The organism is Cesiribacter andamanensis AMV16 (genome assembly GCF_000348925.1).
Classification (GTDB): Bacteria; Bacteroidota; Bacteroidia; order Cytophagales; family Cyclobacteriaceae; genus Cesiribacter; species Cesiribacter andamanensis.
Genome location: NZ_AODQ01000053.1, coordinates 1 through 22571 on the forward strand (window position 1 = coordinate 1; position 22571 = coordinate 22571).

The following is a 22571-nucleotide window of genomic DNA, read 5'->3' on the forward strand; positions in this document are numbered from 1 at the left end:
GGGGTTGAAGTCGCCTACCTCGGTCTCATCCAGGGTAGAGCGTACGGCATCAATCTCCCGAAGGCCCAGGTTGGTATAGGGCAGGATAAAGCCCGGATACACATGCTTGCCTTCAATGGGGATCACCTCATAGCCCTCCAGCGCCAGGCGGGCGGTGGTGGCATCTACCACATTTTCAATCTTGCCATCGCGGATCAGGATGGCACTATTCCGGATCACCTGCCCGTTGCCCAGGTGGGCGGTGCCGTTCATCAGGGCAATGGGGCCCTGCTGCCGGGGGGCGGGGGCCGGTGCCTGGGCCAGGCCGGTTAGGGGCAGGCCCAACAGGGCGGCATATATCAGTATTTTTTTCATGGGGATATCGTCTTAATGTCCTTCGTGCAGTTCTGCTTCCTGGTGGTTATACCCATTGCGGTCTTCGCAATGCCAGATGTACTGGGTCTTTACGGCTACGGGCTTGGTGCTTTCTCCCCTTTTGCCGGCCTCCTGCATTTTCAGGATCAGGCGGGCGCGCTCCCGGGCTACTTCCTGGCGCATTTTTTCGTCCAGCTCCAGATCGTAGTACACTATGCCATCGATCATGGTCTTGAGCGGACGGGCGTAGATCGAGAGGGGGTTGTCGTTCCAGAGCACCAGGTCAGCATCTTTGCCGGCTTTTACCGAGCCCATCCGATTATCGAGGTGCAGCAGCTTGGCGGGGTTCAGGGTGACCATTTTCCAGGCTTCCTCTTCGCTCATGCCGCCGTACTTCACCGTTTTGGCGGCTTCCTGGTTCAGGCGGCGGGCCATTTCGGCATCGTCGGAATTGATGGCGGTAACCACCCCCTGCCCGTGCATCAGGGCGGCATTGTAGGGTATGGCTTCCTGCACTTCCATCTTGTACACCCACCAGTCGGCAAAAGTAGAGCCGCCTACCCCATGCCGGGCCATTTTGTCGGCCACTTTGTAGCCTTCCAGAATGTGGGTAAAGGTGTTGATGCGGAAATCGAACTGATCGGCCACTTTCATGAGCATGTTGATCTCGGACTGCACATAGGAGTGGCTGGTGATGTGGCGCTTATCATTCAGAATGTCTACCAGGGTTTCCAGCTCCAGGTCCCGGCGGGGAGCCACAGCGCTGGCTTTCTGCTTTTTGGAGAGGCCGTTATAGTCCTTCCAGGCCTGCTCATAGGCACGGGCGCGGGTAAAGGCATCTACCATGACCTGCTCTACCCCCATGCGGCTTTGCGGAAAGCGCTCGGTATAGTGCGGGCCCCAGTTGGCCTGTTTTACGTTCTCGCCCAGGGCAAACTTAATGTAACCATCGGCGCCGGCTATTTTCAGCTCTTCGGGTGCTTTGCCCCAGCGCAGCTTGATAAGGGCCGATTGGCCGCCAATCGGGTTGGCTGAGCCGTGCAGCAGCTGGGCAGCGGTTACCCCCCCGGCCAGCTGGCGGTAGATGTTGATATCCTCTGAGTTCACCACATCCCCAATGCGCACTTCGGCCGTTACCGACTGGGTACCTTCATTTACACCCCCCTGTATGGCAATGTGCGAGTGCTCGTCAATAATGCCGGAGGTAAGGTGCTTGCCGCTACCATCGATCAGCTGAGCGCCGGCAGCAGAAAGGTTCTTGCCCACCTGGCGGATCTTACCCCCTTCTACCAGCACATCGGCATTTTGGAGAATGCCCTCCTGCTCGTTGGTCCAGACAGTTACATTCTTGATCAGGTAGCGTTGCTGCTGAAGCGGCTGGGTATGGCCATAGGCCAGGAAGGGCGTAGGTACGTTGGAAGGGGTAGGCAGTGCTTCTTTCGGCTTCTTTTCCTCCTTTTTCTTTTCCTTGGCCGGGCCGGTATAGGTCATGCTAAAGGGCATTTCCTGTCCCTGCTCGTTGCGGCCCAGGCCCTTCCAGTTCCGGCCATCCCACCAGCCGCTTAGGCGAAGCAGGCGGGCATTTACCGTATCTTTGGGATTAGGGTTAAAGGTAAAGGAGATCAGGTTTTCACTTACAGCTGCCTTCAGGTCCCGGCCGGTGGTGTCGCTATCTACCAGGCGAAACTTCTCCTTGCCGGCAGGGCCGGTAATGTCGATGGTGTACTGGTTTTGGCCCAGCGCAAGGGTATAGCGGCCGGCCAGCTCCTGGGCCGGCATGGCCTGTAGCTGGTAGCGTTTGCCGCTGATCCAGTTCTCATAAATGGTGCTTTCGTCTTCCAGCACATCGCCGGAAGTGATCAGGAAGTTGGCCAGCATGCCGGGGCGCAGTGCACCCACCCGATCCTGTGCCCCTAGCAGGCGGGCAGGGGTATGCGTAAGGGCTTTTAGGGCAGCCTGCTTGTCCAGGCCATGGGCCACGGCCTTGCGCAGGTTTTTCCAGAACACCTTTTTGTCCTTGAGCCCATCGGAGGTAAAGGCAAACTCAATGCCCTTTTGCTGCAGCAGCATGGGGTTGTAGGGGGCCATCTCCCAGTGCTTCATATCCGAAAGCGATACATTCATCTCATCCAGGGGATCGCTCACATCATAGGCCTCAGGGAAGTTTACCGGAATGATCAGCGAGGCGCCGGTAGCTTTGATGGCCTCCAGGCGCTGGTATTCCTCACCGGTGCCGCGGATGATGTACTGCTTGCCAAACTCATCGCCGATCTTATCGGCCCGGAGGATGGAGAGCATGTTGCCGGCATCAAAGATCTGCGGCAGCCGCTGCTGCTCCCAGAAGGCGCCAAGCGAGCGGTCGGTGAAGGGCTTAACTTTCTGGCTCTGGTACCAGCTGGCATCCAGGTAGGTCTGGCGCAGCAGGGCAATGGCACCCATGAGCGAGCCGGGATACTCCTGGCCGGAGCTGCCCTTGCTGAACGACAGGTGGCTGGAGGCCTGCGGAATCAGCACAACATTCTGTGTTTTATCGTCGGCCAGGCTTACCAGGGCGCCGGTACCGCGGGCAATGCCGTCCTGACGGTGCGTCAGTACCACGGAAAAGCCCTGCTCCCGCCAGGCCTTGGCTTCTTCGGCAGCGGGCACAAACTGGCTGATGGCGTCATACTCGGAGCGGATGGCCTGGTTCCAGCTATAGGCGCCGGGGGTAGCGGTTTCGCTCTGGGGCGGATCGTAGCGGTTGCGGCGGCTGCGCTCCAGTTTGGGCACTCCATACTCGGCATAGAGCTCCACAAAGCCTGGATAGATCCAGCGGCCTTTCAGGTCCTGCACTACCGTGCCGGCGGGCAGGCTGATGTTTTTGCCTACGGCTACCACCTTACCCCCTTCAATGAGCAGGGTGGCGCCCTCCAGGGTGGTCTGGTAGTCTTGCACTACCGTGGCATTGGTAAAGGCATAGCGCTGGGGGCGGGTATCCTGCACCCCGTTAATGGGGTAGCCCTCCTGCGCCTGCACCGGCTGGGCCATAAGGGCCGCAGCTGCCACAAAGCTTAGTAAAATCCTCTTTATCATGTGAAAAATGTATGTTGAAACACTAATAGCTCCCTAATTTAAGAAGATTTTGCTTTCTGCCAGCACACAAAAGGATATTTGGCTATCTGAAGCAGCCCTTATGGAACCATTCTGCCAGTAGGGAAAGGGATGGGCCTGTCACCTTACCAGTCCGGCTGTGGGTGTGCAGTTGCAGGCTCAAGAACTGCCAACCATGGGGTGAGAGACAACACTTGATCACTACGGACACGTGGTTTCTACATGCTGGCACTCCAGCTGATTCTGCTGGCTGGCCGGGCATAGCCCTTGCTGGGTAGTGGCAGCAACCAGACAAGCTTTGATTTGAAAAAAAGAAACCAAATGACCGGACATGAGTTAGTAAAAATGCAATTAACTATGCATATTAACCCAAAAATGCCCAGTGGAACAGTCTATTGAGCCTCCCTTTACGGGTGCTGCTCAACCGGTGCACCACCCCAGCAGAAAAGGGCCCCAGGGCCTTGCCTTCACCCCTACCATCGGCAATTCCCAAACTCCAGCACAGCACCTGTAGAGCTTTATGCATAAATCTTTAGTTGTCCTAATCCTTTTTCTGAACTGTCTAAGTGCGTGTGTTTCCAACAAAGAGGCACTTTACTTTCCGAATGTAGATGATGCTGCGCGCTTTGAGCCCGTTGGGGCCCCTGAGCACATCATTAGAAAAGATGATCTGCTGAGCATTACTGTTAGCAGTTCCAATCCGGAAGCATCCCAGATCTTTAACCTTCCGAATACAAGCAATGCCGAGGGCAGAACCCAAACCGGGGAAGTTCAAAGACCAGCAGGCTACCTGGTGCGGGCCGATGGCAGTATTGCCTTTCCCCTGCTGGGCGCTATCAAGGCTGAAGGGTTAAGCAAGCAGCAGCTTCAGGAAGTAATTACAACTGCACTCATCCAGCGCAAGCTGTTGCTGGACCCTATTGTAGACGTCAGGCATTTAAATTTTAAGGTAACTGTATTGGGTGAAGTAAGCCGCCCCACGGTAATAACAGTGGCCAATGAAAAAATTACGCTGCTGGAGGCTTTGGGACTGGCGGGCGATCTAACCATTTTTGGCAAACGAAGTACTGTATTGCTGCTGCGCGATGAAGGGGGCCAGCGGGTGGCCCGGCGCATCAACCTGAACTCCAGTGAATTGCTGACATCCCCCTATTACTACCTTAAAGCCGATGATGTGATCTATGTAGAGCCCAACCGGGCGCGTGTAGCCAGCAGAACGCGGCTTTTTCAGGTTCTTCCCCTGTTTGTGAGCGGGTTATCGGCCTCCATTTTCATTCTTGACCGTTTACTCAGGTGACCTGAATCAGCCATGGAACCTACTAAAAACCCCGAATCATCTGAAAATATTCTGGAAAGCCTTTGGTACAAGTTCTTTCCTTTCTGGCCCCTGTTGCTGCTATTGTGCACCCTTTTTCTGGCCCTGGGCATTGGCTACTCGCTGTATCGAAAGCCCACCTTTACTGTTGCTGCTTCCCTTATTATCAACACCAACAATGAAGGCAACCAGGGGTACAGCAACCAGCCCTTCCGGGCACTGAATGCCTTTGCCACCACGCAGGTGGTAGACAATGAAGTGATGGTGCTGCAGTCCAGAAGCCTGATGAAGGAAGTAGTACTGGCCCTGCACCTGTATGCACCCATTGGCGAGAAGCGAACTACGGCTTCTCATGCGGGCTTTCTGAACTCTCCTCTGCTGGTTGAGGCACAAAATCCGGAAGAAATAAAAAAAACAGAAGGCAAGGCCTTTTCGTATGAGGCCGGGAGCAAGCGGGTGGTAGTGGAGGGCAAGCCCTACGCCCTGCATCAGTGGATTGAGTTTCCGTATGGCACGCTTCGGTTTGTGCCAAACCCCTACCAGCAGCAACCGGCCCAAAAGCCACTTTATTTTGCCCTGGAGCATCCTTCCATTGTAGCCCGCCAACTTACGAATAACCTTGGTGTTAGCACCACCAGCAAGTTATCTACTACCATTAACCTTACCTACCAGACCGAGCAGCCCGATATGGGCGAGGCGGTGCTCAATGAATTGCTTCGGCAATACCTGCGCACCTCGGTAGCCAATGAAAATGCCCTGGCAGCCAACTCGCTGGAGTTTGTGGAAGAACGCCTGCGGGAGGTAGAATGGGAACTGGATTCTATAGAACGGCGCGTGCAGCAGTTCCGTACCAGAACCGGGGCCATTAACCTAAGCGAGCAAGGCCGCATCTATTTGCAGAATGTTGCTGAAAATGATCGGCGGGTGGCAGAAATTGAAGCCCAGCTTGCCCTTCTTGACCAGGTAGCCCGCTATTTGAGTGAGGAGGGTTCCCGCACAGGTGTGGTGCCTTCTACCCTGGGTATAGATGACCCGGTATTGGCCAATCTTTTACAACAACTCAACCAGCTGGAACTACAGCTGGCCAGGGAGCGCACCACCACAGGCGAGAACAACCCCCTGGTACGCTCTATTGAGAATGAAATTCAGCAAATCAGGCCCAACATACAAAGCATTGTTACCAACCAGCAGGCGCGCCTCAGGGCCAGCCGCAACAGGCTTACTGCCACCTCGGGCCGCATTACCGCCACCATCCGCGACATCCCTGAGCAGGAACGGGAGCTGCTGGACATCAGCAGGCAGCAGGCGGTAAAAAGAGACCTTTATGCCTTTCTGCTGCAGCGACGAGAAGAAGCAGCCCTCAGCAACTCCTCTTCTCTGGCTGATGGCCGGGTGGTGGACTGGGCAGATGCAAATGTAGCAAATCAGGGCTCCAGAAGGTTACTTATACTGCTTGGCTGCCTTGTTGCGGCCTTTGGCGCCGGGATTGGCTATGTGCTGGTACGAGAGAATCTTTCAGGAGCACTGCTGTTCCGGTCCGATATTGAGAAACATACCGCACATCCGGTACTGGCTGAGATCACCTACCGCAAACCAACCAGAAAGGCACCTGATCTAAAAGCTCCAGATCCGGTGCTGGTCCGGGAATTTGGCCATTTACAGGCGGCTATGGGATTGTTTCATGCCGCAGATACCGGCAAAACCATATTGGTAACGGCCTTTCTACAGCAGGAAGGGAGCAGTTTTGTGGCCAGCCAGCTGGCCCTGCAACTGGCCAGAACCGGCAAACGGGTAGTGCTGCTGGATCTGAACCTGCAAAGGCCTGCCCTATCGGCCGCCTATGGCCTGCAGCAGGCAAAGGGCTTTACAGACTTTTTCCAGTCTGAGGAGGTCACTATCCCCCAGCTGGTGCAGGCTAGTGGAGAGCCCGGCCTGGATGTGCTGCCGGCGGGTAGCCCTACCCAAAGGGGGGTAGCGCTGCTTACCCACCCCCGCATGGAAGAGTTACTTGCCTTGCTCAGGAGCCAGTACACCTATATTCTGATGGATACAGCTGCGCTGGAACTGGCCTCAGATGCCCTTGCCCTTGCCCCCTTTGCCGATCACACCCTGCTGGTGCTACGCCATGGGGTTACACCTAAAACCCTGCTAAAACGCCTGGATACAGCAAGTGAGCTTAAAACACTCAGGAATGTAGGGCTGGTACTGAATGGCATTAAGGCCAGAGGGTTTCCCAGGCGCTACTTTGGCTATGGATTTGGCTACGGGTATGAGCGGGTTATAAAACAGCCGCTGCGGCCTTAGCCTGCCAGCAGCAAAGCCTACTGCAGCCTCCGGTGGAGCCTCCGCCCCAGTTTTGCCCCTACGCATGATAACACGCACTGAATGGATCTGAGTAAACTTATAGGGCTTGGTGTTTTTGCAGCCTACCTGCCGTTTATCCTGTTGAAGAGGGTTGAGCAGGTGCGCAGATCCTACATTCTGTACATACTCTGTATCTATCCGTTTATCGACCTGTTCATTACTCCGGTGCGCTTTGGGGCTTTTACCGCATTTGATGGCATCAGCCTGATAAGTTTTCTGGTGCTGTTCAGCCGGTTACAGTTCACATTTACCAAAAATGGCCGGTATTTAACCCTCTTTCTGGCACTCCTGTTTGTGTTGCTGGTTGGTGCAGTGCAGTCAGAGTATGTAGCTGCCGCGCTGCTTCCCTTTGTAAAGCTGATCCTGCTCTTCTTCTTTGCAAAATGCATTCTGGATGAAGTGAATGAGAACCCTGCCTTTGGGCTACAGCTCATCAGACTGCTGAAAATCATGGCGCTTATTTCCCTGCTGGTACTGGCTTTTCAGCTGGTACTGGGCCTGCGCTTCACTATTTATCCTGTACTCAATACCAATACCAATACGGGTGCCGAAAGCGCTCTTCGATTTCCCAGCTTTTTTCATGATGCCCAAAAGTATGCTCAGTTTGCTGCCATGGCCAGCTTTCTGTTTTTTATAAACACTCAACAGAAGCCCCTATCTGTACTAAAAAGGCTGGTGCTATTTGGCGCAGTGGTAGCCGGTCTGATCTTATCGGGTGGCAGGGCGGCCTTTTTAGGACTGAGTGTGGGCATAGCGTTTTTGATTCTGATGGGCCCGCTAAAGTACAAACTTCTGGGGCTGTTGGGCATAGGAATGGTTATTCTGATTGGGCTTAGCGTGGGTGACAAGATTCCGCTGTTCAATCGATCAGAATCAGTTGATGAGTCCTATGAGATTCGCAACAGGTACTGGCAACAGGCCCTGCGCATCTGGGAGGAGCACCAAACCTGGGGCATAGGTATTGGAAATTACCAGAACTATGTAGCCCAGTATGCGCGGGATCAGTTCTGGCTTATGGAAAATGGAGATATTCTCTATTTTGATCATCCTGAGAGCGGATATCTGAAGTTTCTGGTGGAATTTGGGCTTATCGGTTTTATTCTGAGCATGCTGTTTGTTCTGATTCCTGTTGGTTCCTTTTTTACCGCCTACCTGCGCCACAGGTGCTTTATCCCCTTTTTCCTGATTGCCTCCATTATTAGCTGGATGATTTCCTTTACCACCGTTTATACATTAAGTGATTTGCGTATTAGCGTACTGCTCTGCACCCTGCTGTGCCTGTTGATCAAATCCAATCCCATTTTTGCGCCGCTATGCTCCCCCAGATCCTGAAAAACATCAATGTGCTCAAGAGTTCCTCGCTGTTTGTGAACAGCTTCTGGGGCATATTGTCCAATATTCTGCAAAATATCTTCCTTACCCTGTTCTTTGTGATTCTGGCGCGCCAGCTGGGTACCGATGATTTTGCCCAGTACCTCATCTCCAATGCACTATACCTGTTGCTGGCTGCTTTTTCTACACTGGGGCTTAGTCAGTGGTTTATCCGGGAGCTGGATACTACTACGGATGAGCGGGGGCTGATCACCCGCTTCTTTAAGATCCAGTTTTATTTTGGCCTGGCTTTTTATGTACTCAATGCGCTTACCGCCTGGATTCTATATTCGGAGCCCGACATTCGTATCTTTTCACTGATTTTTGGCTTTAATATCATTTTTGACAATATCATTTATGCCATTAAGGCCCTGAACATTGCCAAACTACAGCAAAAGATCACCTTCAAGATCCTGATCATAGAAGCCGTGCTGTTATTTGCCCTGGCCTGCTCGCTCTACCTCCATGATTTTTCCGCCATCTTCATCATAGCTGCTCAGGTGGTCATCCGTTTTTTTACCCTCAACCTGTTTATTCGCATGGGTACCTCCCGCCTTGTTTCGGCGCGCAGCATTGCCCGCTACAAAGTGGCTTTTCAGGATATTCAGGCCTTGGTGCTAAAAAACTGGGTATTTGTGATCATTGGCAGTATATCGCTGGTTTACTGGCGCAGTGCCAACATTATTGTTTCCAAGTTTCTTCCCCTGGCCGATGTGGCCATTTATGCCATTACCTACAAGGTATTTTCAGTGTTCATTATACTGCCTTTAATTGTTTCCAGTACAGTGTATCCGGCGCTAGTACGCAAATTCAACCAGAATGATCCCGCCTCCCTCAAGCACTACTACCAGAATGTGTACGGGCTGTATTTTTTATATGGGCTGCTCTCCTTTAGCTTTATCTATTCCTTTTCAGACATACTGCTGCCCTTTATTTTCAGCGAAACCTATCAGAGCACTGCTTTTTATACAAAAGAAATGTTTCTGACCATGCTGGTGTTTCCCACAGCCATTCTGCAGGCAAATCTGCTGGTGGCCATTAAGCAGGAGCGCATGGATATGTGGATCAACCTGGCCTGCCTGGCGGTATATGCGGTGCTCACCGCCATTGGCTTTTACATCCATGAGTCGCTAACAGTCATCTACCTCTCTATTTTTATCTCCTTTCTGATCTTTCATATCATACAGGATGTGGTACTGATCCGGAAAAATATTCTTACACCCGGACACATGGCCTCTTTTTACCTGCTGAGCATCGGTGGTACGCTGGCCTATGTAGGACTGGTGGAGTACATAAACCAGTACCTGTTTTTTATAGTGTTCTGGCTGGTGGTAGGCAGTGGTTTTTTGCTGTATTATATGCGCAAGCGAAACAAAAGGCCTTTGCCACAGGGCGCAGAGCATTCATAATGGGTGCCAGGAGCAGATTTCTTCTTCCTTCATCACACAATTTAGTGCTGAAATGCTTATATAGACTCAAGTTGCCTGCAGGTGCTGCAGCAAGGTGCCCTCGGGGTCTGGCTGCCCCGGTCCTACTACAGCGGGCAGGCGCAGGGATTACCGGCTTACAGCACACCTGGCTCACTACCAACCCTATGCCCCTATGAAGGTATACTATTTATCCATTACCTCCTTTTCTGACGTAGATATGGGCGTTCTGCACCATTTGCCAGCGCACTGGGAACTGGTGTACGGTGTGGTTATTCAAAAGCGAAATGCTAACTACACGCTTGAGGAGCTTAGTCAGTATTGCCATGCACATGGCATTACACTGGATGCTTACCAGATGCCCTATAACCTGAAGGACCCCCGCTGCCTGCTTATTTTTCTAAAGCTGATTGCGCGCATTCGAAGCTACCAACCAGATGTGCTTTACATGGTTACCTTTGATAATATCTATTTGAGCAAGTGCAGCCTGTTGCTGAACCCGGCCAATACCCTGGTAGCGCTGCATGATGTAGAATTCCATAGCAATACCCGCTTCATGCGCATTTTACAGCTTAGCCGGGCCATCACCATGCACCACTTCCGGCATTTTCAGGTATTCTCCAGAGAACAGCAAACTACATTTGAACGTTTATACCCTACTAAGCAGGTAAGCCTGATTCCACTGCCCCTGAAAGATTTTGGCACCGGGTCTGGTGCGCAGACAAAGGATTCCGGCAAAATCCGCTTTTTGTTTTTTGGCAATATACTTCCTTATAAGGGTCTGGATCTCTTCCTTCAGGCACTCCATACGGTATCTGAACATAAGGAGCTGCCGACATTTGAGGCAGTGATAGCCGGAAGGGCCGATGCCTGGGAGAGCGAGTACGAACCCCTGATCCACAAAAAAGAGCTGGTTCAGAAACACATTCGCTTTATTGGCAATGAAGAAGTAGCCGGTCTTTTTCTCAGTGCCCATTATGTGGTGCTTCCTTACCGGGATGCCACACAGAGCGGGCCCTTGAAGATCGCTTTTCAATACAACATTCCGGTTATTGCCTCCGACATTGCAAGTTTTAGGGAAGAGATCACAGACGGCAGGGATGGGTACCTGTTCAAAGCCGGCGATCTTCAGGACCTCACCAATACGCTGATGCAGGTACTGACCAACCACCGGCGGGACTATGAGCGGTTGCGTCAGGCGCAGGCTGATTATGTGGCTGCCACCTATTCGGCCGAACGACTCAGGGAGTCATTTGTTACCTTATTCAATACCATAGCCTAAGCAGATAGGGGGTTATACCATAAGGTCCTCCGCTTTTTACAATAACAGCTTTAGCCATGCTTACAGATGTAAAAAAATTTCTATCAGCGCAGCGGGACAGGTATTTTAAGCACCTGCGTAGCCAGGAGATTGAGGCGCTGCGGCCTTATCTGGCAGACTCGCCTACCATCATCTCCAACAACTGCACGGCAGGATTCTTTTACCAGGATCTTGGCCTTCCTTACCTGAGCCCAACGGCCGGCCTGTATTTCTTCTTTCCGGACTATATAGCCTTTCTATCAAACCTTAAGGGGTATCTGGAGGCAGAGCTAACGTTTGTACCCCAATCAAAATACCCCCTGGGAAGGGAGCGCTACCAAAAACACCTGCAGAAATACAAGGCAGATTACCCCATTGCCCAGCTGAATGGTGAGCTGGAGATCCACTTTTTGCACTACAGCACGCAACAAGAGGCAGCAGCGAAATGGCACAAACGGGCAGAACGGGTAAAAATGGATAATCTGCTGCTTCTGGGCACTGAGCTGGACCGCTGTACCGAGGCCGATATCCGGGCTTTTGATGCCTTGCCGTATGAGCGAAAATTCTTCTTTACCCGCAAACCCTACCGCCTGTCTTCTACCATCTACATCCGGGAATTTGAGCATGATGAGCGAATCGGGGATCCGAACAAAAACGGGCATGTTCTCTACCGGGCCCTTGCCCAAAAACTAAAAGAGCAAAGCGCCGGTGAGAACCTGGCCAGTCAGAAGCTCAGCTAAGGGAGAGCTGCCTCTCAAAAAGAGGAGCAAGCCCGGGACTCATTTTATTCAGCAGCACCCCACACATGGCACTGGAAGCACTAAAAAATAAATCGATCGGCATCATTATTCCAGATTTTGATCATGGAGGAGAGGAGAAACGCGCCCTCTTTTTTGCCAACAAGTATGTCTCTTACTTTAAAAAGGTATACCTGTTTGCACCAGAGGGTGCCCAAACGCCTCTTTTGGATAGCCGCGTGCAGCAGGTGCGCACCCCCATACGGGGCTACAGGAGTGTATTGGGCGTGCTGCGCTATGTGCAGCAGCAGCAGATTGATTTCATTCAGGGACATAAACGCACTACCTTCCCCTACCTTTTGATGCTGGAAAAATTCAGCCGGGCCAAGGTAAACTTCAACTTCGATAATATTTACCTGGACAAGGAGTGGCTGTACCGCTTTGCTCCCACCCGCCTCTACTACCTCTCCGACCACATGAAGGACCATTATCAGCGCTGGTTTAAAGACAGGGAGAACATTACCATAAACATGGGTGGCGAATTCTACACCCCCATCCCAAACTCAGAAGCCGAGGCACTCAAACGAGAACTGAAGCTGGAAAACTGTTTTGTGCTCATTTCGCTGGGTCGGCTGTCGGATCAGAAGAATCAGGAAGTTACCTTAAAGGCCCTGAGCCGCATAGCGGATGAATCCATTGTGTGTCTGATGGTGGGTGAAGGTCCCAAGGAAGCGCAGCTAAAGCAGCTGGCAGGGGAGCTTAACCTACCCCATCGGGTACAATTTCTGGGGCACCGCTCTGATGTAGCCAAACTCCTTAGCATTGCCGATGTGCTGGTGCAATCGTCCATCTTTGAGGGTTTCCCAAACGTGTTTATTGAGGCCGCCTCCCTTGCCCTGCCTATTATTACCACCCGCGTGGGCTCATACAGCACACTGGTAGGGGACAATGGCATAGCTGTGGCCGTAAATGATGTAGAGGCTTTTGCAGAGGCTATACTGGAGATGAAGGCCAATTACCCCCGCTATGCCGAACATGCATGCACCCTAAGCCAGAGTGCGTACTTTAAGGAATTTCATAAATCAAAAATGCTGGAGAATTACCTGCTGCAGTACTCCAAAGACGCACAAAATGCTTAAGCACCATGAGTGAACACACTAGCGCCGCCAAACGGAACCATACCTGGGAAGAAGCCTTTCGTAAGGTGCAGAACTTTAGCATTACACCCGGGCTTAATTCCTTTATCAATCCCTTTTCTCTGCTCAAGCTTGGTGATACCGATGGGGTGGTGCAAAAAATAGATCATTTGTATGTTGATGGTATTTCGCTGGTAAAATTCATGCAGTATTTTCTGGGCAGGAAGATAGAACGCTACAGCTTTGACGATAGCTCTATTGCCCCGCAGGTATTCCGGTTTGTAAAGGAGCAGAATTTACCACTGGCCATCATTGGCACTAGCCAGGAGAAGCTTGAAAAATCGGTGGCCATCCTGGAGAAGCGCTACGGCTTTAGGGTTGCATACTACCGCAATGGCTTTTTTGAGAACAGGCAGCAGCGCCGGGAAGTTCTGGAGCATATTCGGCACCTGGGCTGCCAGGTTGTGGTCTGTGGCATGGGCACTCCCCTGCAAGAGCAGGTATTGATTGAACTTAGCGAACTTGGCTGGAGGGGCTATGGCTATACCTGTGGCGGGTACCTGCATCAGCTGGCCACAAAAGAAAAATACTACCCCCCTTTCTTTGACAAGCTCAACATACGCTGGGTGTACCGTATCTGGGATGAGCCCAAGCTCTTCCACCGCTATTTTGTACTTTACCCGACCTTTGCGCTTTATTTCTTCCATTACCTGCTAACCCGTAGAAGATGAAAGAAACCCTACTCTCTGCCTGGCTGTACTTTTCCTTTATCCGATGCCCGTTTCACTTCTTGTTTTACTATACCAGTAAAAACAAGGCCATCATTGACCGGGACCTGGATGTATGGATCCGGCAGCTGGAGCTTCCCTACTCAAGAACGGTTGCCTTTGTACACCTGCTGGTCTGGCACAAGGAGTTTCGAAATTTGTTTTACTATCGCCTGAAGCCCTGGGGGCATATCCTGAACCTGATCATGCCCAAGCTTTCTTCCCTCTACCTAAACGCAAAATACATCGGGCCGGGCTTTTTCATTCAGCATGGTGAAAATTCCCGCATCAATGGGGAGTATATTGGAGCCAACTGCTGGGTGAATCAGGATGTGGCCATTGCTTTTAGTAACCGCACCGACAGGCCCACATTGCAGGATGGTGTAAAGGTGCATGTGGGCGCCAAAGTGCTCGGCAAGGTAACTATTGGAGAAAACTCCATCATTGCCGCCAATGCCGTAATTGTGAAAAACGTGCCGCCTAATTGTACGGTGGTAGGCGTATACCCGGCTTACATTGTAAAAGAAAATGGTATAAAGGTAAAAAAACCCTTATAGCCCCTGAAAGGGAGAATGGCTACAAACTGGGGAAGTGTCTGTAATGGCCTGACTCCCTACTCCCTGGTTCTTTGCCATCTGACTGAGAAAGGAGCACCCTGCACTAGTTAGGACAAGGAGAGCATTCTTTTTTTCGTTTGTTTAAACATTAAAAGAAAAAAACCATTAAACTAAGAGCCTATTACACGGCAAATACCGGCAGCCAATAAAAGGGCAGGCAAGTAGCGGTGAGGAACATATGCGTTCTTATTGCCGGGCTGTGCAGGCCGCAGATGCGAATAGATCTGTGCAGCACACTGCTTGCTTAAACCTGCTTTGATTCTTATGCGATCGGGACCACTTATACACACCGGCAGTTTAACATGTATTCATGAATAAGTCATTCAAGCGATTTATCCAATTATTCTTTATACTCCTGGATATTCTGGGGCTAAACCTTGTGTATCTGGCAGCCCAGGGAATTTTTGAAGAAGACCCTCAGGCTCAGTATTATATGCGCTACGCACAGTACTGGCTGATCATGAATGGTTCCTGGTTGCTGCTGGCCTGGCTGGGCAGGATTTATGTGACTGATACCATCTCTTTCTTTCAGAACTTTTTGCGCGCCAGCTTTCGGGTGTACGGTATCTGGGCCGGTCTAAATATTCTTTACCTGCTGTTGCCGCGTCTGGTACCCCTCTCTTATCCTCTAGTTTTCACTACAGTAAGCGGCTTTTTGCTTCTGCTGCTGATCAACCGGCTTATTTACCTGTTCATGCGCAAATGGGTAAAAAACAAGGTGTACCTCAAGCGTAAGATCCTGATCATCGGCTATAATAACCTGGCCCGCAAGCTAACCTCTTATCTGGAGCGTCAGGGGTTTGGCAGTACTATTGTTGGCTATATCGACGAAGATCCGCCTACAGCAAGTGCGGACTCCTATCCGCTCTACAGCAAGCTTGAAAACACGCTTCTGCTTTCAAAAGAATTACAGGTAAATGAAATCTATTCTACCATTATGCCTGAAAACAACCCTAAGGTCTACCAATTGATGAAGCAGGCCGATTATGATCTGGTGCGGTTTCGGCTTATTCCGGATTTCTCATATTTCATCAACAGACCGGTACATGTTGACTATCTGCAGGATATGCCTATCCTTACTGTACGGCGTGAACCCCTGGAAGAAGAAGTAAACATGTTCAAAAAAAGGGCTTTTGATCTGGTGGTTAGCTCATTGGTGATTGTGTTTATCCTGTCCTGGCTTTACCCCCTGCTGGGTCTGCTCATCAAGCTGGAATCAAAAGGGCCAGTAATCTTCAGCCAGTTGCGCAGTGGCAAAAACAACAAGCCCTTTAAATGCTACAAGTTTAGGAGCATGGGTGAAAACAAAGCTACCGAAGCTGTGCAGGCTACCAAAAACGATAAACGCGTTACCCGCATTGGCCGTATCCTGAGAAAAACGAGTCTGGATGAATTTCCACAGTTTGTAAATGTGTTTAAAGGAGAGATGAGCATTGTAGGCCCCCGACCCCATATGCTAAAACATACCCAGGATTTTTCAGTATTGGCCGATGATTACATGATCCGCCAGTTTCTGAAACCGGGCATTACCGGCTGGGCACAGGTAAATGGTTTCAGAGGTGAAATCACGGAGCTCTATCACATAAAAAAGCGCGTAGAGCATGATTTATGGTATCTTGAGAACTGGAGCCTTACCCTCGATATCAGAATTATGTTTTTAACCGTTTACAACGCACTAAAAGGCGAAGAAAACGCTTATTAGAAAACTACCCGCCCGCTACGCTTTATTCCCTATGAAACCTGCCCCCAAAACCCCCCATGAAGCTGAACGCCTGAAAGCTCTTAACGAGCATCAGCTGATGGATACCCTGCCCGAGCAGGTTTTGATGACATCACGCGCATTGCGTCCGAGATTTGCGGCACTCCCATAGCGCTCTTAACGCTGGTGGGCGAAAATCGCCAGTGGTTCAAGTCCAGGCAGGGTACAGAACTTACGGAAAGCCCCCGTGATTACTCATTTTGTGCACACGCCATTTTAAATCCGGAAGAAACTATGGTAGTGCCTGATGCTCGCTATGATGAACGCTTTCATGATAACCCCCTGACCACCGGAGATCCCCAGGTTGTATTTTATGCCGGCGTGCCGGTACAGGATGATCAGGGCCATGCGTTGGGAACCCTATGTGTGATTGATTCACGGCCAAGGGAGATTTCCGAGCAGAAAATTGCATCACTTCAGGCACTGGCCAAACTGGTAAATGCGCATTTTGAGCTGCGTAAGACAAAAGAAAAGTATAGCCAGCTGCAACACAAAATGGTACAGGCCAGGCAGCTGGTATATAGCCTTTCAGATACCCTGGAGCATGATGACGCTACCACCACAGTACCACCTCTGGAAAGGGAACAGCTAACCCACACGGTAGAAAAGCTCAGAGAAACCTTCGAAAGGTATTAATACCAGGCACTGGCCTTGGAGCTTGCAGGTATCACCAGCTACTCCACCTGCTGGTATGGACTAGGCTACTTCCCGGCCTTTACCCCGGCCTGCCGACCATTGCTCCAGACGGCCTACCCTAGTACCAGAAAACAGGCCCTATACTGGCGATTTACCTCACAATTCACTACCTTATCCTGCACATTATGCCGCATTTTTTTGCACAAGTGGCATTATTGCGCACCAATGGGGCTCCAGCTGTTTAGCACGCCCACTGCTCCTTCCCGGAGGCACGCCCTGTACATGCATCATTCTCCGGGAGGAGAACACCCTTGCAGCCGCGCAGCAGAACCCATTCAACTGCCTGCGCACAAGATGGGAGCAAGCACAAAACCCTATCGGATATGGATCCTATTGCAGCCTATAAACACTCCCGCCAGAAACTCTTTGATGCTGCAGGCATTCAGCCAGAATCCCGGACCATCAACACCAACGGGCCCATCCGTCAGGTACATTATCTGAAGGCCGGCCAGGGTCCACCCCTGCTCCTCCTCCATGGCGGCGGCGGGCATGCCAGTGAGTGGATCCCCCTCTTAAAACCCCTTGCGCAGCATTTTGAGGTCTATGCGCCGGACAGGCCCGGCTGCGGGCTGAGCGATTTTTTCAACTACCGCGGGGTGGATGTACAGGCCCATGCTGTAGCCTTTCTGCAGTCTTTTCTGGATGCCGCAGGGCTGCAGCGTGCGGTTGTGGCCGGCCATTCCATGGGCGGTTATTTCAGCGTCTGCTTTGCCTTGCGCCATCCAGAGCGCGTACAACAATTACTGTTGCTGGGCGCCCCTGCAGGCATCAATCGCTGGATTCCCTATTTGCTGCGGCTGCTGGGCACCCGGGGCCTTAACCGCCTTTTGCTGCACACCCTGGCCAGGCCCAGCAAACAAAATGCGGCGTTTATTCACAAACAGCTCCTGGTGGCCCATCCGGAGCAGCTCTCGGATGCATATCTGGAGCATGCCTACTACAGCCTGTTGCTGCCTGGCAGCCGCAAATCCTTTAATACCCTTCTGGAAAATGTGCTCTCTGTAGGCGGCTGGAAAAAGCGCCTGCTTGTGACCGGGCAACTCTCCTCCCTACAGCTACCGGTTGGTTTTCTATGGGGAGATCGGGATGCCTTTGAAAGGCCGGCTACTGGTCGTGCAAAGGCCGGTACCATTCCCCGCCACACCTTTGATGTGGTGGCGCAGGCCGGCCATGCCCTCTGGCTCGACCAGCCCGAAAAAACCAGCCAGCTGCTGCTGGCCCGCCTGGGGGTAAACTAGTCAGGAAGGATAGTTTCTAAAAGGTTAATAAGCTGCTCAGTTGTTGGCCATCAGACCCGGGCAGGTAGCTGTGAGCGAAAGATCAAAAGGCATCGCTCACCCAACAAGCAAACGAGCTGTACCGAAAAACTGCCGGCAGCATAGCTATTTACCTGCCCGCCTGCGTATTAAAGAAGGAAGGGAATAAAGGTGCATACCATTTACTTCCTTTTTGACTAGCCCCCAGCCTATGCAGCGCCTACGCACCCATACCTATCAAAATCAGTTTGTTACCACCTTTCCCGGAGAGGAAAGCGGAAGCCTGCAGCCGCGCCAGACCCCGGGCGTGCTCTACAGCCTGGCCCGGCCTACCCCTGTAAAGGCCCCTACCCTACTGGCCTGGTCGGATGAGCTGGCGCAGGAGCTGGGCATCGAAAGGCCTGATGAGACGGACATACAGATTCTGGGCGGCAACCTGACCACCCCCAGCATGCAGCCCTATGCCGCCTGCTATGCGGGCCACCAGTTTGGCCAGTGGGCCGGGCAGCTGGGCGATGGCCGGGCCATTACCCTGGGCGAGTGGACGACACCGGCGGGCGAGGCCTGGGAGCTTCAACTCAAGGGGGCCGGCCCCACCGCCTACTCCCGCCGGGCCGATGGCCGGGCGGTGCTGCGCTCCTCGGTCAGGGAATACCTGATGAGCGAAGCCATGCACTACCTGGGGGTGCCCACCACCCGGGCCCTGAGCCTGGTAAGCACCGGCGATCAGGTGATGCGGGACATGTTTTACAACGGCAATGCCGCCTTTGAGCCCGGGGCCATTGTACTGCGAACAGCCCCCTCCTTTTTGCGCTTTGGCAGCTTTGAAATGCCCGCCGCCCGCCAGGAACTGGAGAATTTGCGCCAGCTCACCGACTGGACCATTGCCCGCTACTACCCCCAGCTGCAGGGCGAAAATCAGCTCCTTGATTTCTTTGGCGAAGTAGTGGTCCGCACGGCCCGGCTAATGGTGGAGTGGCTGCGGGTAGGCTTTGTGCATGGGGTGATGAATACCGACAACATGAGCATCCTGGGCCTGACCATCGATTATGGGCCGTACTCCTTTCTGGACGATTTTGATCCCAACTTCACCCCTAATACCACCGACCTGCCCGGCCGCCGCTATGCCTTTGGCAACCAGCCCTCCATTGCCTACTGGAACCTGAGCCGGCTGGCCAGTGCCCTGGCTCCCCTGCTGCCTGATACGGCTCCCCTGGTAGCCACCCTGAAGGAATTCGAGGAGCATTTTTGGAGCGGCTACCACCGCATGATGGGCCAGAAACTGGGCTTTGAGGAGGTGCAGGAGAAAGAGAAGGCGCTCATCTCACTGGTAAGCGAGACGCTTGCGCTGGTGAAGCCGGACATGACCCTGTTTTACCAGCTGCTGACCGAGCTACCCCCTGCCCCGCAGGAAGACAAGCAGATTCTGGAGCACTTTAATGACAGCTTCTATGGACCCCTGAATGCTGAGCAAAAGGCGGCTTTTGTGCGCATGTTACAGCAATGGAAAGAGAGAATCAGGGAGAGCAAGGAAATACCGGATATGCGGATCAGCCGCATGCAAAAGGCCAATCCCCGCTTTATCCTGCGCAATTACCTGCTGCATCAGGCCATTGAGGGGCTTGAAAAAGGAGATTCCAGCCTATTTGATACACTCCAGCAAGCCATCAAAGACCCATATTCCAACAAGTGGGACCAGTTTCTGGTAAAACGCCCCGACTGGGCCAGCCAGAAAGCAGGTTGCTCCATGCTTTCCTGCAGCTCATAAAAAAGCAGCTTGCTTACCGGTGCTACCGGCTAAGCAAGCTGCTTTTGTCTGCTAACGTGTAAATGTACTTTAGACCTTTATTTGGCTACCGTACGCTCAATCTCCCGCAGGTTTTCCAGCTTTTTGTTCCGTAGGAAACCTCCAATATCTTCAAAGTGTTCTTTGATCCGCTTGTTGCCAAACTCAAACACCTTGGTGGCCAGCCCATCCAGAAAATCGCGGTCGTGCGATACCAGGATAAGGGTGCCATCAAAGGCTCGCAGGGCCTCCTTGAGAATATCCTTGGTTTTAATATCGAGGTGGTTGGTAGGTTCGTCCAGGATCAGCAAATTGACCGGCTGCAGCAGCAGCTTGATCATGGCCAGGCGGGTTTTCTCCCCTCCTGACAATACCTTCACCTTCTTCTCAATGGTATCACCGCCAAACATAAAGGCACCCAGTAAGTCCTTGATGCGGGTGCGCATCTCCCCTACAGCAATGTTATCGATGGTCTGGAATACCGTTAAGTCCTCGTCCATGAGCGAGGCCTGGTTCTGGGCAAAGTAGCCGATCATGCAGTTGTGGCCCAGCTGCAGCTTGCCCTGGTAGTCGATCTCGCCCATAATGGCTTTTACCAGCGTGGATTTACCCTCGCCGTTTTTACCCACAAAGGCCACTTTTTCGCCACGCTCGATGGTCAGGGAGGCTCCCTTAAACACCACATGATCGCCATAGCTCTTGGAGAGCTCCTCCACAATGACCGGATAGGTGCCTGAGCGGGGTGCGGGCGGAAACTTCAGGTTCAGGTGCGAGGTATCTACCTCATCTACCTCCACAATCTCCATTTTCTCCAGCATTTTTACCCGCGACTGCACCTGCAGGGTTTTGGAATAAGTGCCCTTGAAGCGCTCGATGAATTCGGTGATCTCAGCAATCTGCTTCTGCTGATCGTCGTATTGCTTTTGCTGCTGCTCCCGGCGCTCCCGGCGAAGCTGCAGGTAGTGGCTGTAGTTGACCTTATAGTCGTAAATACGGCCCATGGTCACTTCGATGGTGCGGTTGGTGATGTTGTCGACAAAGGTTTTGTCGTGCGAGATCACAATCACCGCCTTGGCATTATTCACCAGAAAATCTTCCAGCCACTGGATCGATTCAATGTCCATGTGGTTGGTGGGCTCATCCAGCAGGATCAGGTCGGGCTTTTGCAGCAGAATCTTAGCCAGCTCAATGCGCATGCGCCAGCCGCCGCTGAACTCTTTGGTAGGACGGCCAAAATCGGAGCGCAGAAAGCCCAGGCCCAGCAGGGTTTTCTCTACCTCGGCATCAAAGTTGGGTTCTTCAATGGAGTAGTATTTTTCGCTCAGCTCGGTTACCTGCTCGATGATCTTGTAGTAGGCCTCCGACTCGTAATCGGTGCGCGTTTCCAGCTCCCGGTTGAGGGCCTCCATCTGTGTTTTCATGCCTAGAATCTTGGCGAAGGCTTTGGAAGCCTCCTCAAACACGCTGCAGTTGTCTTCGGTAAGCAGGTGCTGCGGCAGGTAAGCGATCACGGCATCCTTAGGGGCCGAAATCTTGCCGCGGGTAGGTTTATTCACCCCGGCAATCACCTTTAGCAGGGTAGATTTGCCGGCACCGTTCTTGCCCATCAGGGCTATGCGGTCATTCTCATTAATATTGAAGGTAACATTGCTGAACAGCGCCGCACCGTTAAACTCAACGCTTACACCGTCTACTGAGATCATATAAAAGAAATTGAAGGGGCAAAGATAGCATAATTTCCCCTTGCGCCATGCCGGGGCCAGAGGCAGAAAGGGGCCCAGATCCCATAAAAAAATGGGGGCGTAAAACGTTCCGCCGCCGCAGGTCTTTTTGGCGCTGCGGCAGCAGGCAGCCTCCGCCTGCCGGCACGCCATGCTGTGGGCTGCAGGTAACCTCAGTGGCTGCACGGCCTCCCGGCCGTTGATAGCCCCGGCCTGGCTAAGCTACACCCCAGGGTGTACAACGGGTGCAGGGGGGGGGGCGCACAGGCATGCCTAAAGGATGACATAGATCATGGTATCTTTCCGGATAACACCCTAGCTTACACTCAAACAGATTATTGCCATGACAACTGCCATCCTCTATACATCCAGCCAAGGAACTACCGAAAAAGTGGCGCACCTGCTGGCCAAAAAGCTTGCGCCGCTGCAGCCCCTGGTGCTGGACCTGCGCACCAACCCTTCGCCTGATCTGACGCAGTTTGACCTGATCCTGATTGGAGGGTCCATCCATATAGGCCAGATGAACAGGCGGGTACGGCATCTCTGCCACGATCATCTGCAGGAGCTGCTGCAAAAAAAAATTGGCTTGTTTATGTGCTGCCTGGAGCGCAGCCTGGCAAAAGAACAATTTGAGCGCGCCTTTCCGGCTGAACTGATCGCCCATAGCCAGGCCACTGCCTGCGTTGGGGGAGAGCTCATACCCCGGCGCATGAGCCTGTGGCAAAAGCTACTGCTAAAAGTGCGGGGAGAGAAACTAGTGTTTCGCTCTGAGCTGGACCATGCAGCCATCAACGGCTTTGCAGAAAGCATGCTGCAGGCCAATACCCAACAACAGACCCTGCATCCGCTGAAGCAGGGCATATAAGCCATCGCCC

At 52.5% G+C, this 22571-nt stretch carries 16 protein-coding genes and 1 pseudogene; 14 read left to right on the top strand and 3 right to left on the bottom strand.

The annotated features are described in order from the left end of the window. Nucleotides 1–354, bottom strand: a pseudogene (locus ADICEAN_RS10980) (amidohydrolase family protein); the annotation flags it as partial. A 12-nt stretch (nucleotides 355–366) separates the two neighbouring features. After that, nucleotides 367–3426, bottom strand: a complete 3060-nt coding sequence (locus ADICEAN_RS10985) for an amidohydrolase family protein (protein ID WP_009195667.1) — start codon at nucleotides 3424–3426, stop codon at nucleotides 367–369. Between the two features lie 538 nt (nucleotides 3427–3964). Between ADICEAN_RS10985 and ADICEAN_RS10990 the strand changes: the two genes are divergently transcribed. The 13 genes from ADICEAN_RS10990 (at nucleotide 3965) to ADICEAN_RS11050 (ending at nucleotide 19957) form a co-directional block, all read left to right on the top strand. Beyond that, nucleotides 3965–4741, top strand: a complete 777-nt coding sequence (locus ADICEAN_RS10990) for a polysaccharide biosynthesis/export family protein (protein ID WP_009195668.1) — start codon at nucleotides 3965–3967, stop codon at nucleotides 4739–4741. A 12-nt stretch (nucleotides 4742–4753) separates the two neighbouring features. Further along, on the top strand, nucleotides 4754–7063 hold the full coding sequence (locus ADICEAN_RS10995; protein ID WP_009195669.1) for a GumC family protein: 2310 nt from the start codon (nucleotides 4754–4756) through the stop codon (nucleotides 7061–7063). 81 nt (nucleotides 7064–7144) lie between these two features. Beyond that, a complete protein-coding gene (locus tag ADICEAN_RS11000; protein ID WP_009195670.1) occupies nucleotides 7145–8455 on the top strand; it encodes an O-antigen ligase family protein in 1311 nt (436 codons plus the stop codon). Continuing rightward, nucleotides 8437–9903: an oligosaccharide flippase family protein gene (locus tag ADICEAN_RS11005; RefSeq protein WP_009195671.1), complete on the top strand. Its 1467-nt coding sequence runs from the start codon at nucleotides 8437–8439 to the stop codon at nucleotides 9901–9903. The genes ADICEAN_RS11000 and ADICEAN_RS11005 overlap by 19 nt, the downstream gene beginning before the upstream one ends. 193 nt (nucleotides 9904–10096) lie before the next feature. Next, nucleotides 10097–11203: a glycosyltransferase family 4 protein gene (locus tag ADICEAN_RS11010; RefSeq protein ID WP_009195672.1), complete on the top strand. Its 1107-nt coding sequence runs from the start codon at nucleotides 10097–10099 to the stop codon at nucleotides 11201–11203. Between the two features lie 56 nt (nucleotides 11204–11259). After that, a complete protein-coding gene (locus ADICEAN_RS11015) occupies nucleotides 11260–11961 on the top strand; it encodes a DUF1919 domain-containing protein (protein ID WP_009195673.1) in 702 nt (233 codons plus the stop codon). A 65-nt stretch (nucleotides 11962–12026) separates the two neighbouring features. Then, nucleotides 12027–13097, top strand: a complete 1071-nt coding sequence (locus ADICEAN_RS11020; RefSeq protein ID WP_009195674.1) for a glycosyltransferase — start codon at nucleotides 12027–12029, stop codon at nucleotides 13095–13097. A 5-nt stretch (nucleotides 13098–13102) separates the two neighbouring features. After that, nucleotides 13103–13825, top strand: a complete 723-nt coding sequence (locus tag ADICEAN_RS11025; protein WP_009195675.1) for a WecB/TagA/CpsF family glycosyltransferase — start codon at nucleotides 13103–13105, stop codon at nucleotides 13823–13825. Further along, complete coding sequence (locus ADICEAN_RS11030; RefSeq protein ID WP_009195676.1) at nucleotides 13822–14418, top strand: serine O-acetyltransferase; 597 nt, start codon at nucleotides 13822–13824, stop codon at nucleotides 14416–14418. Before ADICEAN_RS11025 ends, ADICEAN_RS11030 begins: the two co-directional genes overlap by 4 nt. A gap of 370 nt (nucleotides 14419–14788) precedes the next feature. Then, nucleotides 14789–16180, top strand: a complete 1392-nt coding sequence (locus tag ADICEAN_RS11035; protein ID WP_009195677.1) for an undecaprenyl-phosphate glucose phosphotransferase — start codon at nucleotides 14789–14791, stop codon at nucleotides 16178–16180. 129 nt (nucleotides 16181–16309) lie between these two features. Further along, the gene (locus ADICEAN_RS21870) at nucleotides 16310–16873 is read left to right on the top strand and encodes a GAF domain-containing protein (protein WP_394330752.1); all 564 of its coding nucleotides are present in this window, start codon (nucleotides 16310–16312) and stop codon (nucleotides 16871–16873) included. A 383-nt stretch (nucleotides 16874–17256) separates the two neighbouring features. Further along, entirely contained in the window at nucleotides 17257–18171 is a 915-nt protein-coding gene (locus tag ADICEAN_RS21190; RefSeq protein ID WP_009195680.1) for an alpha/beta fold hydrolase, read from the top strand. Between the two features lie 229 nt (nucleotides 18172–18400). Beyond that, nucleotides 18401–19957 (top strand): protein adenylyltransferase SelO, encoded by a 1557-nt coding sequence (locus ADICEAN_RS11050; protein ID WP_009195681.1) that lies wholly within the window; start codon nucleotides 18401–18403, stop codon nucleotides 19955–19957. A 77-nt stretch (nucleotides 19958–20034) separates the two neighbouring features. Here the strand turns inward: ADICEAN_RS11050 and ADICEAN_RS11055 are convergent, their stop codons facing one another. After that, nucleotides 20035–21678 (bottom strand): ABC-F family ATP-binding cassette domain-containing protein, encoded by a 1644-nt coding sequence (locus tag ADICEAN_RS11055; protein ID WP_009195682.1) that lies wholly within the window; start codon nucleotides 21676–21678, stop codon nucleotides 20035–20037. A 361-nt stretch (nucleotides 21679–22039) separates the two neighbouring features. Between ADICEAN_RS11055 and ADICEAN_RS11060 the strand changes: the two genes are divergently transcribed. Next, nucleotides 22040–22561 carry a protoporphyrinogen oxidase gene (locus tag ADICEAN_RS11060; RefSeq protein WP_009195683.1) on the top strand — a complete coding sequence of 174 codons (522 nt, stop codon included), beginning with the start codon at nucleotides 22040–22042 and terminating at the stop codon, nucleotides 22559–22561. Nucleotides 22562–22571: the final 10 nt, after the last annotated feature.